The sequence below is a fragment of the Kushneria sp. AK178 genome, from assembly GCF_053903105.1.
This window is the reverse complement of record NZ_CP096381.1, coordinates 1,076,496-1,090,786: the sequence shown is the minus strand read 5'-3', so window position 1 is coordinate 1,090,786 and position 14,291 is coordinate 1,076,496. Positions and strand designations below refer to the sequence as shown.

Here is a 14,291-nt window from a genome sequence, read left to right as displayed (position 1 = left end):
CAGCGAGGCCTCATGCATCACGCCTTTTTACACCACAACCCGTACCCCTCCTGTCGCAGTGCCACCTACGCCCGCCACGGCATGGTTGCGGCCTCCCAGCCGCAGGCCGCCCAGGTCGGGCGCGACATGCTCGCCCGCGGCGGCAATGCGATAGACGCCGCCATCGCCACGGCCGCCGCGCTGACCGTGGTCGAGCCGACCGGCAACGGGATTGGCGGCGATGCCTTTGCGCTGGTGTGGATACACGACGACAAGGAAGGCGGCCGGCTGCACGGTCTCAACGCCAGCGGCGTCGCCCCGCAGACGCTGGCCCGCGAGGCGGTCATCAGGGATGGCCACAAGCAGATGCCGCTCTACGGCTGGACGCCGGTCACGGTGCCCGGCACGCCGTCGGCCTGGGCGGCGCTGTCCGAGCGCTTTGGCCGCCTGCCCTTTGAGGATCTGCTGGCGCCGGCCATTCGTCTGGCCCGTGATGGCTTTCCGGTGTCACCGGCGATCAGCGAGCAGTGGCAGCGCGCCGAAAACCGGTTTCGTCCGGTGTTTACCGATCCCGCCACCCGGGGGTGGTTTTCACTGTTCACGCCTGAAGGACATGCTCCGCAGCCTGGCGACCTGTTCAAGAGCGAGCGCCACGCCGAAACGCTGGAGTCGCTGGCGCAAACGCGCTGCGAGAGCTTCTATCGTGGCGAGCTGGCCGAAAGGATCGATGCCTTTTCGCGCGCCACCGGCGGCTATCTGCGCGCAACCGATCTGGCCGCGCACCGGGTCGAGTGGGTTGATCCCATCCGCGTGACCTATCGCGGCGTGGACGTCTGGGAGATACCGCCCAACGGTCAGGGCATCGTGGCACTGATGGGGCTCAACATCATGCAGGGCTTCGAGGATCTGCACGCCCGCGATGACATTACGGTGCTGCATCGCCAGTGCGAGGCGATCAAGCTGGCCTACGCCGATGGCCACGCCTTTGTGACCCACGCCGGGCACATGACCACCCGCATCGAGGATCTGTTGAGCGAGCGCTACGCCGCGCACCGCCGCAGTGAAATCACCGACACTGCCCTGGACCCGACACCGGGCACGCCGTCCGCCGGCGGCACGGTCTATCTGGCCACGGCCGACGCTGACGGCAACATGGTGTCGTTCATTCAGAGCAACTATCACAACTTCGGCTCGGGCGTGGTGGTGCCGGAGACCGGTATCGCCCTGCACAACCGCGGCCACGGCTTCAGCCTCGAGGCCGATCACGTCAACGTGGTCGCGCCCGGCAAGAAGACCTTTCACACCATCATTCCCGGCTTTCTGACCCGAGAAGGTCAGGCGCTCGGCCCCTTCGGCGTCATGGGCGGCTTCATGCAGCCCCAGGGGCACATGCAGGTGGTCATGAACCTGCTCGACTTCGGCCTCAACCCACAGGCGGCGCTGGATGCCCCGCGCTGGCAGTGGACCGGCGGACGGCGCATCAGCGTGGAGCACGGCTATCCGGTCCATCTGCTGCGCGAAATGGCCCGACGCGGCCACGAGATGGACTACGCCTTCGATCCGACCGGCTTCGGGCGCGGCCAGATCATTCTTCGCGACCCGGCCACCGGCATGCTGTGTGGCGGCACCGAGCCGCGTACCGACTCGGCCATTGCCGTGCTCTAGACCCGATCGACACGACGCAGGCACCCTGCTGCTTTACGAGCTGCGCGCGCTCGATCCAGTGCGGTGCTTGCCTTCGCGCCCCATATGCCTATGATGGCGGCGCCAGTCACGAACCCTGCGGAACCCGCCATGTCAGTCACTTTCTTTTCTACCGTCACGGACGAGGCCTCGCCCCGGGCCGGCCTGATCGGCCTGGCGCCCATGGAGGGCGTCATCGATGCGCTGACGCGAGAGCTTTTGACCGAGCCGGGCGGCTTTGACTGGGGCGTCACGGAGTTCGTGCGCGTCACCGACGCCCGTCTGCCGCCCCGGGTCTTTCAACGCATCTGTCCGGAGCTCGATCACGGCAGCCGGACGCCGGCCGGCACGCCGGTACATCTGCAGTTGCTGGGTTCACAGCCCGACAGACTCGGCGAGAATGCCCGCGTTGCGGCCGCACTGGGGGCGCCGGCGGTCGACATGAACTTTGGCTGTCCGGCCAAAACGGTTAACCGCCACGACGGCGGCGCCGCGCTGTTGCAGTCTCCCGAACGGGTGTATCGGGCCGTACAGGGTGTTCACGAGGCGCTGGAAGGGACAGGCGTGCCGGTGACGGCCAAGCTGCGCCTCGGCTTTGAGGACAAGACGCTGGCCCTTGAGTGCGCGCGCGCCGCCGAAGATGGCGGCGCACAGCGCCTGGTGGTACATGCCCGTACCCGCCGCGAGGGGTATCGCCCGCCGGCACACTGGGAATGGGTGGCGCGCATTCGCGAGCGCTCCGGCGTCCCGGTGGTGGTCAACGGCGATATCTGGACACTGGACGAGTACTGGCGCGCACGGGAAGTGAGCGGCTGTCGGGACGTCATGCTGGGACGGGCCGCACTGGCCGACCCGTGGCTGGCCGGTCGCATTCGCCACTGGCAGAACACGGGGGAACGTCTGCCGGCGACGCGCTGGCAGGACCGCAGCGCCTTTCTGGCCGCCTATGCCGAGCGCATCGACCCTGCCCTGCCCTCGAAGGTCGTGGTATCGCTGTTGAAACAGTGGCTCAACATCATGCGCCAGCACGACAGCGAGGCCGGCGAGCATTTTCAAAGACTTCGTCGTATCACCGCACTGGACGACTTTCTTAAGGCGCTGCAGGCGGAAACGGCAGTACCGGGCTGAAATATCGGACGGGCCTCTCCCTTTCTGAACGGGATGACGGCAGATCTGCCCATGGCAGGCCTGCCGTCCGGAAGAACCCGGGGCGGCATCAACAAGGGGTATAAAAGCAGAAAACCCCGTCCGGAAGGGACGGGGTTTCGGGAATCTGGCGCGCCCGGGAGGATTCGAACCTCCGACCACCTGATTCGTAGTCAGGTACTCTATCCAGCTGAGCTACGGGCGCAGATAAAACAGTTTTTGCATCCTGACCTGATGGCGCGCCCGGGAGGATTCGAACCTCCGACCACCTGATTCGTAGTCAGGTACTCTATCCAGCTGAGCTACGGGCGCAACAGGGTCCTGCAGATTGAATATCGTGGTCACCGCCATGGATGGGCTTTTCGACATTCGATACCGAAGGTGGCGGAGAGAGAGGGATTCGAACCCTCGATAGGGCTATAAACCCTATACTCCCTTAGCAGGGGAGCGCCTTCAGCCACTCGGCCATCTCTCCTCGATCGGTACGGCGCGCATATTACCGAGTTTACTATGGCCTGTCCAGCCCCGAGTGAAAAAAATCCTGTAATTCAATATATTCGACTGGCGGCATGCGCGCGCGACGACCTTCAGGCAGTGCCGTTGTCGTCGTCGCTTTCGACCTTCTCATGCTGGATGCGCTGGTAAATCTCTTCACGATGCACGGACACATTTCTGGGGGCGTTGACCCCCAGACGGACCTGGTTGCCCTTGACGCCGAGCACGGTCACGGTAATTTCATCGCCAACCATGAGTGTCTCACCCACGCGGCGAGTCAGGATGAGCATTGCGACCTCCTTTTCATTGCTGCTTCCCTATACATAGCTTCATAAGGATCGTGCACCGGATTGAATGAAGCGGAGCATTATGCGACAAGCCGACCCATGAGCCAACCTGTGTTATCCCGCCTGATTCTCCCTTCCTGGTACACGATCACTGGTTCAGTGTGGCAGAAAGCCCCGCAAGCACCACCCTGACCCCCTGTATTACCGTGTTTTTTTAATCCTCCTCGCTCACATCCGCCTTATCAAGGCCAAAGGCGGTATGCAGCGCACGCACGGCCAGCTCAAGGAACTTTTCATCGATAACGACCGATATCTTGATTTCTGAAGTCGATACCATGCGGATATTGATGCCCTCATCGGCCAGCACGCGGAACATCCGGGTCGCCACGCCGGCGTGGGAGCGCATGCCCACACCCACCAGCGACACCTTGGCGATCCTGTCATCACCGCGCACCTCACCGCCGCCCAGTGACGGGATGACCTGCTCCTGCAGGATGCGCTGGGTCTGGCGAAAATCGTTTTTCGCCACCGTAAAGGTGAAGTCAGTGTAGCCGCCGGTAGGCGCGACGTTCTGGACGATCATGTCGACTTCGATATTGGCGTCCGAAATCGGTCCCAGAATGCGCGAGGCAACCCCCGGCACATCCGGTGTATTGACCAGGGTCAGCTTGGCTTCGTTGTTGTTGAAGGCGATACCCGAGATCAGTGGCTCTTCCATGTTGGCAATCTCTTCGTCTGCAGTAATCAGGGTGCCCGGACCGTCCTCGAAGGAGGAGAGTACGCGCAGCGGGACGTTGTACTTGCCGGCAAACTCCACGGCGCGAATCTGAAGCACTCTGGAGCCCAGGCTGGCCATCTCCAGCATCTCCTCGACCGTAATGCTTTCCAGTCGACGTGCCTTGGCACACACGCGCGGATCGGTGGTATAGACGCCATCGACATCGGTATAGATCTGACACTCGTCAGCCTGGAGGGCTGCCGCCAGCGCCACGCCGGTGGTGTCGGAGCCGCCGCGGCCCAGGGTCGTGATGTTGCCCTCACTGTCCACGCCCTGAAACCCGGCCACGACCACGACCTGGCCCTCGTCGAGATCGGCGCGCAGGTCGTCGGTCTCGATGCGCTGGATACGGGCGCGGGTATGGGCGCTGTCGGTACGAATGCCGATCTGGGCCCCGGTGTAGGAGGTGGCCCTGACGCCCAGCTGATGCAGGGCCATCGCCAGCAGTGAAATGGTGACCTGCTCGCCGGTCGACACCAGCATGTCCATTTCACGCGGCGTGGGCTCTTCATTGATCTGGGCGGCCAGTTCGATCAGGCGATTGGTTTCACCGCTCATGGCCGAGACCACCACCACAACCTGATGACCCTGGTCACGAACGCCCTTGACCTTTTCGGCTACCGCCTTGATTCGCTCGACGCTACCGACCGAGGTACCGCCGAATTTTTGTACGTAAAGCGCCATGGGTGTCCCTGTTGTTGGTTAATTGGACAATCAGTTTTCAAGTGTTTCGGCGACCCACTGGCGCGCCGCCTGCAGGGCGTTGTCCACGCCGCTGACATCGCTGCCGCCGGCCTGGGCCATGTCGGCACGACCGCCGCCACGCCCGCCGACCATGGGCGCAATGGCGCTGACAAGGCTGCCGGCACTGAGACGATCCACCAGATCCTTCGTAACGCCGGCAATCAGGTTGACCTTGTCATCACCGGCCACCGCCAGAACGATCACGCCGGACTCCAGACGGTTTTTCATCTGATCCATGACGCCACGCAGCTCCTTCGCGCCTACACCTTCGAGCTGACGGGTCAGAACACGCACGCCACCAATGTCCTCGGCGGCGTCCAGCAGATCGTTGCCGGCCTGGCTGGCCAGCTTCGCCCGGTTGCGCTCCAGCTCGCGTTCGAGCTCGCGGCTGCGCTCCAGCAGGGTACCCACGCGCGCCTCAAGCTGGTCGGGTCGCGCGCGCACCTGATCGGCCAGGCGCGCCACCATCGACTGCTGATCGCGGAACCAGCGCAGCGTCGCACCGCCCGAGATCGCCTCGATACGGCGCACGCCGGCGGCAACGCCCGATTCGCTGACCAGTTTCACCGGGCCGATATCGCCGGTGCGCAGGACGTGGGTACCGCCACACAGCTCGATGGAAAAGTCGTCGCTGCCCATGGTGAGCACGCGAACGCTTTCACCGTATTTGGCTTCAAACAGTGCCTGGGCCCCCAGCTTGCGCGCTTCATCCAGCGTCATCAGCTGCGTGGTGACCGGGGTATTGGCCATGACCTGCTCGTTGACCATCGCCTCGACCCGCTCGAGCTCTTCAGGCGTCACGGCGTCGTTGTGGCTGAAGTCAAAGCGTAGCCGCTCATCGCCGACCTGCGAGCCCTTCTGCTGCACGTGGGTACCGAGCACGCGCCGCAGGGCCTCGTGCAGCAGGTGGGTGGCCGAGTGGTTGCGCATGATGGCATGGCGGGTCGGCGTCTCGACGCTGGCCTCGACCGTGGCCTGCGCCGGCAGGACGCCTTCGCTCACCTCGCCCAGATGCACGAAGTGCTGGCCCCGCTTCTGGGTATCGCGCACGTTGAACACCACGCCCGGCAGCGTCAGGGTGCCGCGATCGCCGATCTGACCGCCGGACTCGGCGTAAAAGGGCGTCTCATTGAGCACGATGGCGCCGCTCTGCCCGGCTTCGAGCCGGTCCACGGGCGCCCCCTGATCGTTGAGCAGCGTCAGTATCTGCCCGGTCGCGGTCAGGCGCTCGCGCCCGACAAACTCGGTGGCGCCTTCCAGATCGATATCCACCTCGAGGCGCGCCCCGAACTGGCTGGCGGCGCGGGCACGCTCGCGCTGCGCCTCGAGCTCGCGCTGAAAGCCGGCTTCGTCCAGCGCGATGTTGCGTTCGCGGGCAATATCGGCGGTCAGGTCATAGGGGAAACCGTAGGTGTCATAGAGCTTGAAGATGGTCTCGCCATCCAGCTCGTTCGACTCGAGACCGGCCAGCGCGTCATCCAGCAGGCGCATGCCGTGATCCAGCGTGCGGGCAAACTGCTCCTCCTCTTTCAGCAGCATCCTTTCGATCTGTTCACGGCGCGCGTGCAGCTCGGGATAGGCGCCGCCCATCTCCTCATCCAGCGCTGCCACCAGACGATGGAAAAAGGGCTCGCGCACGCCGAGCTTGTGACCGTGGCGGACGGCGCGTCGAATGATGCGACGCAGCACATAGCCGCGCCCCTCGTTGGCGGGCATGACGCCATCCACGATCAAAAAGGCGCAGGAGCGGATGTGGTCGGCAATGACGCGCAGCGAAGGCTGATGAATGTCGTTTTGACCGGTAATTTCGGCGGCGGAGGCCAGCAGACGCTCGAACAGGTCGATCTCGTAGTTGGAGTGCACGCCCTGCATGACGGCGGCAATACGCTCAAGGCCCATGCCGGTGTCGATGGAGGGGCTCGGCAGCGGCGTCATGTTGCCCTGGGCGTCGCGGTCATACTGCATGAAGACCAGATTCCAGACCTCGATGTAGCGGTCACCGTCCTCGTCCGGGCTACCCGGCGGGCCACCGGCAACGTCGGGGCCGTGGTCATAAAATATTTCCGAACACGGCCCGCAGGGGCCGGTCTCGCCCATCTGCCAGAAGTTGTCTTCATCCAGCCGCGAGAAGCGCTCAGCACTGACGCCCACGTCGTTGAGCCAGATGTCGGCGGCTTCATCGTCACTGACATGCACCGTGACCCAGAGCTTTTCCGCGGGCAGGCCCAACTGGTCGGTCAGAAACTGCCAGGCGTAGTGGATGGCCTCACGCTTGAAATAGTCACCAAAGCTGAAATTGCCCAGCATCTCGAACAGGGTGTGATGGCGTGCGGTATAGCCGACGTTGTCCAGATCATTATGCTTGCCACCGGCCCTCACGCAGCGCTGCGCCGAGGTGGCCCGCACATAGGGCCTGGGGTCACGCCCCAGAAAGACATCCTTGAAAGGCACCATACCGGCATTGGTGAAAAGCAGCGTGGGGTCGTTGTCGGGCACCAGCGAACTGGAAGGCACCCGGGTATGGCCGTGCTGTTCAAAAAATTTCAGAAATGCTTGTCGTATGTCGGCGCTTTTCATGGGCTTCCCGTAAACGATGGGTCAGGTCTTTTAAAATGAGGCAACAGGCGATGCACCGGGCGACGCTTCTGGGCGGCGCTACCGGTCGTCAACAGGCGCCTCGAGGGGCGACCCTCATGAGATTCCGGCCTCCTGTACGCACGCCATCGGGCTCATGCGCACAATGAGACGAATTTTGGCGGCTTAATGTATCAGCATGTCGCCTCCCGGCGCGACACTCCTGACACGCACCATTGTGTCTCATGGCGGCTGCCGCGTGCCAGCGCGGGGGCCTATGACGGCCAGGCCTGTCGCATGGCGCTGCTGCACTGCTGGCCGTCGAATCCGCGTGATGCCAGAAAGCGCTGGCGTTTGGCCCGGGCCTTCATGTCATCACCCGGGCCCTCGAAGCGCCTTGCCAGCGCCTCGGCGGCCAGCGCCGTCCAGTCGGCATCGCTCTCCTCCAGCGCCTGCGCAATCATCTCGCGCTCGATGCCGCGACCCGCCAGCTCGGCACTGATCTTGCGCGGGCCCTGCAGCCGCGCAATGCGCGAGCGCACGAAATGCTCGACAAAGCGGGCATCGGACTGCAGGTTTTCCGCGGCAAGACGGTCCAGCAGCGCATTGACCTCCTCGGGCGCATGCTCGTGACGCAGCAGCCGCTCCTCGAGCTCGCTGCGGGTATATTCGCGCCGGGCCAGCAGCGCAATAGCCTCTTCATAAGGCGTTCTTTGCGACATCGCTCTCTCTCCGTGATGTCATCCATTAAAGCAAAAGGGGCACGCTCTGTTGAGCGTGCCCCTTCGATACCGCGATGGCAAAACGATGGTTACAGCAGTTCGTCGTCGTTGGCGTCTGCCGGTGCTTCGGCCTCGGCGTCAGCCGCCTTGTCCTCTTCCTTCGCCTGCGGCGTGGTCAAAAGCTGACCGCGAATGGCGTCCTCGATCTCCTGCATGACCTCGGGATTGTCCTCGAGATACTGGGCGGCGTTGGCCTTGCCCTGCCCGATCTTGTTGCCCTTGTAGCTGTACCAGGCGCCGGCCTTGCTGACCAGGTTGCACTGCACACCCAGATCGACCACTTCACCGGCGTGGTAAATGCCCTTGCCGTACATGATCTGGAACTCGGCCTGACGAAACGGCGGCGCCACCTTGTTCTTGACAACCTTGACGCGGGTTTCATTACCCACGGCCTCATCGCCCTGCTTGACCGAGCCGGTACGACGGATGTCCAGACGCACGCTGGAGTAGAACTTGAGCGCATTGCCGCCGGTGGTGGTTTCGGGGTTGCCGAACATGACACCGATCTTCATGCGGATCTGATTGACGAACATCACCATGCAGTTGGCATTCTTGATGTGTCCGGTCACCTTGCGCAGCGCCTGCGACATCAGACGCGCCTGAAGGCCGACGTGGGAGTCGCCCATTTCGCCTTCGATTTCGGCACGCGGTGTCAGCGCGGCCACCGAGTCGACCACGATGACGTCCACGCCGCCGGAACGTACCAGCATGTCGCAGATCTCGAGCGCCTGCTCACCGGTATCGGGCTGGGAGACCAGCATGTCGTCAAGATTGACGCCCAGCTTCTCGGCGTAGCTGGGATCGAGGGCGTGCTCGGCATCGATGAAGGCACAGGTCTTGCCCTGCTTCTGCGCCTGAGCGATGACCGACAGGGTAATGGTGGTCTTGCCCGAAGCCTCCGGGCCGAAAATTTCAACGATACGCCCGAAGGGCAGACCGCCCACGCCAAGGGCAATGTCCAGCCCGAGCGAGCCGGTCGAAACGGCGGGAATGGCCACGCGGGGCGCATCGCCCATCCGCATGACCGCCCCCTTGCCGAACTGACGCTCGATCTGGGAAAGGGCTGCGTTAAGCGCCTTGGAGCGGTTGTCATCTTGTGCCATGTTGGCCCTCCTGTCGGGTCAGCCTGACGCTGACACGTCAATAAACTGTATTCTTATCCAGTATTTTAAACCAAAAGGACGGTCTGTCATATCCCCTCGGTGACTTATTTCACCTCATGCCCATGGAGACAGCGCCGCCGCGCCTCAGTCAAAGGGATTTTCCTCGAGTCGCTCGATCAACCCCTTGAGTGCCAGCGCTACCGCCTCACGACGCACGTCGAGGCGCTCGCCGCTGAGCTGATAACACTGGGCCTGACTCTGGGTCGCATTGCCCCAGGCCAGCCACACCGTGCCCACCGGCTTGTCCGGTGACCCGCCGCCCGGACCGGCCACGCCGCTGATCGCCACGCCCAGGTCCGCCCCGCTGTCGCGACAGGCGCCGCGTACCATTTCATGCACCACGGTCTCGCTGACCGCGCCGAAAAGCGCCAGTGACACCGATGACACGCCCAGCAGGCGCTGCTTGGCACTGTTGGCATAGGTGACATAGCCGGTCTCGAAGCACGCCGAGCTGCCGGCAACGTCGGTAATGGCCCGTGCCACACCACCGCCGGTGCAGGATTCGGCGGTGGTCAGCACCACACGCTGCTGCTCACAGAGCAGACACAGCCGGCTGGCCAGCGCCTGTATGCCCGATGCTGTTGCCATGACAACTCCCGCCGATGACCTTTAATTGACAAAATCACATGGTACTCGATCGCTGCCGGCAATGGGGACACCACCCCGATAACCATGCTCCCCCTGCCGCAGGCGAGAAACCTGCACTGTCTGCACTATAGCAATACAGCCGCGATAGCGGATCATGATAATCTCGGGAGCCTTTCACCTCATATGTCATCGGACAGGGTCAATTTCACGTGGCAGGCAAGACCGAGTCCCAACCAACGCCCATGATGGCGCAGTATTTTCGCATCAAGCGCGAGCACCCCAGCGTGCTGCTCTTTTATCGCATGGGAGATTTCTACGAGCTCTTCCATGAGGATGCCAAACGCGCCGCTTCACTTCTCGACATCACGCTGACCGCCCGCGGCACCTCCAACGGCGCCCCCATCCCCATGGCGGGGGTACCCTATCACAGCGCCGAAAGCTATCTGGCCCGGCTGGTCCGCATGGGCGAGTCGGTGGCCATCTGCGAACAGATCGGTGACCCGGCCACGGCCAAGGGACCGGTAGAGCGTCGCGTGGTACGCATCGTCACCCCCGGCACGCTTCACGACGAGGCCCTGCTCGATGAGCGCCGCGACAATCTGGTCGCGGCCCTGCACGGCGATAACGATCACTGGGGACTGGCCTGGCTGGAACTCTCCAGCGGCCGCTTCAGCGTGCTGGAAGTCGAGGGCGAAGGGGACATGCTGGCCGAGCTGCACCGGCTCGACCCGGCCGAACTGCTGGTCATGGAGAGCCTGCCCCTGCCCGCACGCCTTGAAGAGCGACCCGGTCTGCAGCGCCAGAGCGACTGGCACTTCGACCTGGAAACGTCACGACGCCTGCTCTGCGACCAGCTGCAGGTCCAGAACCTGTCGGGCTTTGGCTGCGACCACATGACCCGCGCGCTGACGGCCGCGGGCGTGCTGATCGACTACGTCCGCGACACCCAGCGCACGGCGCTGCCGCATATCACCGCCATCGGCGTGGAAAACCGCGACGACTCGGTGGTCATCGATGCCGCCAGCCGGCGCAATCTGGAGATCGACCGCAACATGGCCGGCGGGCAGGACAATACACTCGCCTCGGTGCTCGACACCACGGCCACCCCCATGGGCGCCCGCCTGCTGCGCCGCTGGCTCAACCGTCCGCTGCGCGACCGGGATCAGATCAATGCCCGACAACAGGGCGTGAAGCGGCTGGGCGACGAGGACCACATCGAAGCCTTCAACGACATCCTGCGCGGCATCGGCGACATCGAGCGCATCCTGGCCCGCGTGGCCCTGCTCAGCGCCCGCCCGCGGGATCTGGCCCGGCTGCGCGACGCCCTCAATGCCCTGCCGGCGCTGGCCGAGCGGCTGCAGACGATCCCCGCAGGCAGCGTTCTGGATGACCTGGCCCGGGACATCGTGCCCTGGCCGACGCTGGCCGATACGCTGAGTCGCGCCCTGATCGACAGCCCGCCGGTGGTGATTCGCGATGGCGGCGTCATCCGCGAAGGCTTTGACGAGGAGCTCGACGAGTACCGGTCACTGCACGAAAACGCCGGCGACTATCTGGTCCAGCTGGAGGCACGCGAGCGCGAGCGCACCGGCCTTGCCGGGCTCAAGGTGGGCTACAACCGGGTGCACGGCTATTACATCGAGATTCCCCGGGCGCAGGCGCGCGAAGCGCCGGCGGACTACATCCGCCGCCAGACCCTCAAAAACGCCGAGCGCTTTATCATCCCCGAACTCAAGACCTTCGAGGACAAGGCGCTGTCGGCCCGCACCCGGGCGCTGGCGCGTGAAAAGCTGTTGTATGACGGCCTGCTCGAGGCGCTCAACGCCGAGCTGACGGCCCTGACACGGATGGCGCAGGCGCTGGCCACCCTGGATGTGTTGCACACTTTTGCCGAACGGGCCCATGCCCTGTCACTGGTCTGTCCGGTACTGCATGACACGCCGGGCATGACCATCCGCGACGGCCGCCATCCGGTGGTCGAGCACGTCTCGAGCCACCCTTTCGTGCCCAACGACCTGCACTTTGATGACGACACCCGCATGCTGGTGATTACCGGACCCAACATGGGCGGTAAATCCACCTTCATGCGTCAGAATGCCCTGATCGCCCTGCTGGCGCACACCGGCTGTTTCGTGCCCGCCACCAGCGCCGATATCGGCCCGATTGATCGCATCTTCACTCGCATCGGCTCCTCGGATGACCTGGCCGGCGGGCGCTCGACCTTCATGGTCGAAATGACCGAAACCGCCAGCATTCTGCATAACGCCACCGATCACAGCCTGGTGCTGATGGACGAGATCGGCCGCGGCACCAGCACCTTTGACGGGCTGTCGCTGGCCTGGGCGGCCGCCGAACACCTGACCGGCACGCGCGCCTTTACGCTGTTTGCCACCCACTATTTCGAAATGACCGCCCTGCCCGAGCACGCCGAGGGGGTCGCCAACGTGCATCTCAATGCCACCGAGCACAACGACGGCATCGTGTTCATGCACCGGGTCGAACCGGGCCCCGCCAGCCAGAGCTACGGGCTTCAGGTGGCCCAGCTGGCCGGTGTGCCCCGCTCGGTCATTGCCCGCGCCCGGGAAAAGCTCATGACGCTGGAAGCGCAGGACATCGAACGCCCGGCCCCTGCCTCGCCGCCATCAGCCCCGGAGACAGCGCCGCCGCAGCAGGACGATCTGTTTGCTGCCACCCCGCATCCGATGGTCGAGGCGCTGTCGCAGCTGGATCTGGATGCCCTGTCACCGCGTCAGGCCCAGGAGTGGCTGTATCAATGGCGTGACCGACTGGACTGATGCCCATGACCGCCCGGGCCGGCAGGACGCTTTCAGCACATGCGGCTTGTCGCCGGACGGGCGCGCCTTCTAGAATAAGGCCCCTTTTCGTGGGCCGCCCCACACCCCTTTTCAACACGGTCTGTCCCCGTACGGGCCGTGACCGCCTGCTACCCCGGAGTTCGTGACATGACCTTTGTCGTCACCGAGAACTGCATTCAATGCAAATACACGGACTGTGTAGAAGTCTGCCCGGTCGACTGCTTCTATGAAGGCCCCAACTTTCTGGTCATTCATCCGGATGAATGCATCGACTGCGCCCTTTGCGAGCCGGAGTGTCCGGCCGAGGCCATCTATTCGGAGGACGAGCTGCCGGAGGGTCAGGAGAAGTTCATCGAGATCAACGCCGACCTGGCCGAGAAGTGGCCCAACATCAACGAGCGGACCGACCCACCCGCCGATGCCGATGAGTGGAACGGTGTGCCCGGCAAGATCGACAAGCTGGCGCAGTAATCACTGTCGGGACCGATGCCGTCCCGACACGCCCCTCCCCGGCCTGATGTTATCCGATCGTGTCGGCTACCACTGCCGGTAACCCGCCTTGACAGTGGCGCACAAAAAAAGGCGGCCCCGAGGGGCCGCCCTTGCATCCTGCGTCCTTGAGCCTGTCCATTGGCTCGCCGTCCATTGGCGTCATCCATGCAGAGAAATCGAATCCATCCGATACCCAGCGCGCCAGAACCTCATGTTGTCGTTGATGTTCCAAACGGTGCCATCCCTTTGCCACCGTCGGATGAAAACCCGATCAGCACTGCCAGGCGATCAAGCCTTGTTGAAAAAGGCGGCCCCGCAGGGCCGCCCTTGCCTCCTGCATCCTTGAGCCTGTCCGTTGGCCCGCTATCCATTGGCGTCGTCCATGCGGAGAGATCGAATCCATCCGATACCCAGCGCGCCAGAATCCTGTAGTGTCGTTGATGTCCTGAACGGTGCCATCCATTTGACGCCGTCAGATGAAGGCTCGATCAGTGCTACTGATCGATAAAAAGATTTTAAAAAAAGAATTAATCAAAGACTTGTAACGATCAGAACGCTTAATTTTTCCAAAAAAGCCAATCAGATCAAAAATTTAAGAAAGGAGTGAAGCTCTGTACCCGCATGCGGGCCGCTTCGAATAAACTCATGGTGGGTTCTGCCCCCCTCCATGGTCAAGCCAATCGTCCAGGATTCGTCGAATATAGAGCGCGGACATAAAAAATCCGACTGCATGGCGCAGTCGGATTAAATTTAATGATTCAGAT

Annotated in this window: 10 protein-coding genes and 3 tRNA genes; 4 read left to right on the top strand and 9 right to left on the bottom strand. The window is 63.4% G+C overall.

What is annotated here, in order from left to right:
• Positions 1-12 precede the first annotated feature (12 nt).
• Positions 13-1,644, top strand: a complete 1,632-nt coding sequence (locus M1D97_RS04880; protein WP_456269619.1) for a gamma-glutamyltransferase family protein — start codon at positions 13-15, stop codon at positions 1,642-1,644.
• Positions 1,645-1,773: 129 nt separating this feature from the next.
• Positions 1,774-2,790: a tRNA dihydrouridine synthase gene (locus M1D97_RS04875; protein ID WP_456269618.1), complete on the top strand. Its 1,017-nt coding sequence runs from the start codon at positions 1,774-1,776 to the stop codon at positions 2,788-2,790.
• A 146-nt stretch (positions 2,791-2,936) separates the two neighbouring features.
• On the opposite strand, the gene M1D97_RS04870 is transcribed toward M1D97_RS04875, so the two are convergent.
• The 9 genes from M1D97_RS04870 to M1D97_RS04830 form a co-directional block, all read right to left on the bottom strand.
• Positions 2,937-3,013 (bottom strand) — tRNA-Arg (locus tag M1D97_RS04870).
• A gap of 30 nt (positions 3,014-3,043) precedes the next feature.
• Positions 3,044-3,120: transfer RNA gene (locus tag M1D97_RS04865), tRNA-Arg, on the bottom strand.
• 70 nt (positions 3,121-3,190) lie between these two features.
• Positions 3,191-3,283, bottom strand: a tRNA-Ser gene (locus M1D97_RS04860).
• 112 nt (positions 3,284-3,395) lie between these two features.
• A complete protein-coding gene (gene csrA / locus M1D97_RS04855) occupies positions 3,396-3,593 on the bottom strand; it encodes a carbon storage regulator CsrA (protein WP_456269617.1) in 198 nt (65 codons plus the stop codon).
• A 211-nt stretch (positions 3,594-3,804) separates the two neighbouring features.
• On the bottom strand, positions 3,805-5,052 hold the full coding sequence (locus M1D97_RS04850; RefSeq protein WP_456269616.1) for an aspartate kinase: 1,248 nt from the start codon (positions 5,050-5,052) through the stop codon (positions 3,805-3,807).
• 30 nt (positions 5,053-5,082) lie between these two features.
• Positions 5,083-7,689, bottom strand: coding sequence for an alanine--tRNA ligase (alaS, locus tag M1D97_RS04845; protein ID WP_456269615.1), 2,607 nt, complete (start codon positions 7,687-7,689; stop codon positions 5,083-5,085).
• Between the two features lie 272 nt (positions 7,690-7,961).
• A complete protein-coding gene (locus tag M1D97_RS04840) occupies positions 7,962-8,408 on the bottom strand; it encodes a regulatory protein RecX (RefSeq protein WP_456269614.1) in 447 nt (148 codons plus the stop codon).
• An 89-nt stretch (positions 8,409-8,497) separates the two neighbouring features.
• Positions 8,498-9,571, bottom strand: coding sequence for a recombinase RecA (recA, locus tag M1D97_RS04835; protein WP_456269613.1), 1,074 nt, complete (start codon positions 9,569-9,571; stop codon positions 8,498-8,500).
• Between the two features lie 144 nt (positions 9,572-9,715).
• A complete protein-coding gene (locus M1D97_RS04830) occupies positions 9,716-10,219 on the bottom strand; it encodes a CinA family protein (RefSeq protein WP_456269612.1) in 504 nt (167 codons plus the stop codon).
• A 242-nt stretch (positions 10,220-10,461) separates the two neighbouring features.
• On the opposite strand from M1D97_RS04830, the gene mutS reads away from it, so the two are divergent.
• The gene (gene mutS / locus M1D97_RS04825; RefSeq protein WP_456270175.1) at positions 10,462-13,014 is read left to right on the top strand and encodes a DNA mismatch repair protein MutS; all 2,553 of its coding nucleotides are present in this window, start codon (positions 10,462-10,464) and stop codon (positions 13,012-13,014) included.
• Positions 13,015-13,182: 168 nt separating this feature from the next.
• The gene (fdxA, locus tag M1D97_RS04820) at positions 13,183-13,506 is read left to right on the top strand and encodes a ferredoxin FdxA (protein ID WP_456269611.1); all 324 of its coding nucleotides are present in this window, start codon (positions 13,183-13,185) and stop codon (positions 13,504-13,506) included.
• Positions 13,507-14,291 lie beyond the last annotated feature (785 nt).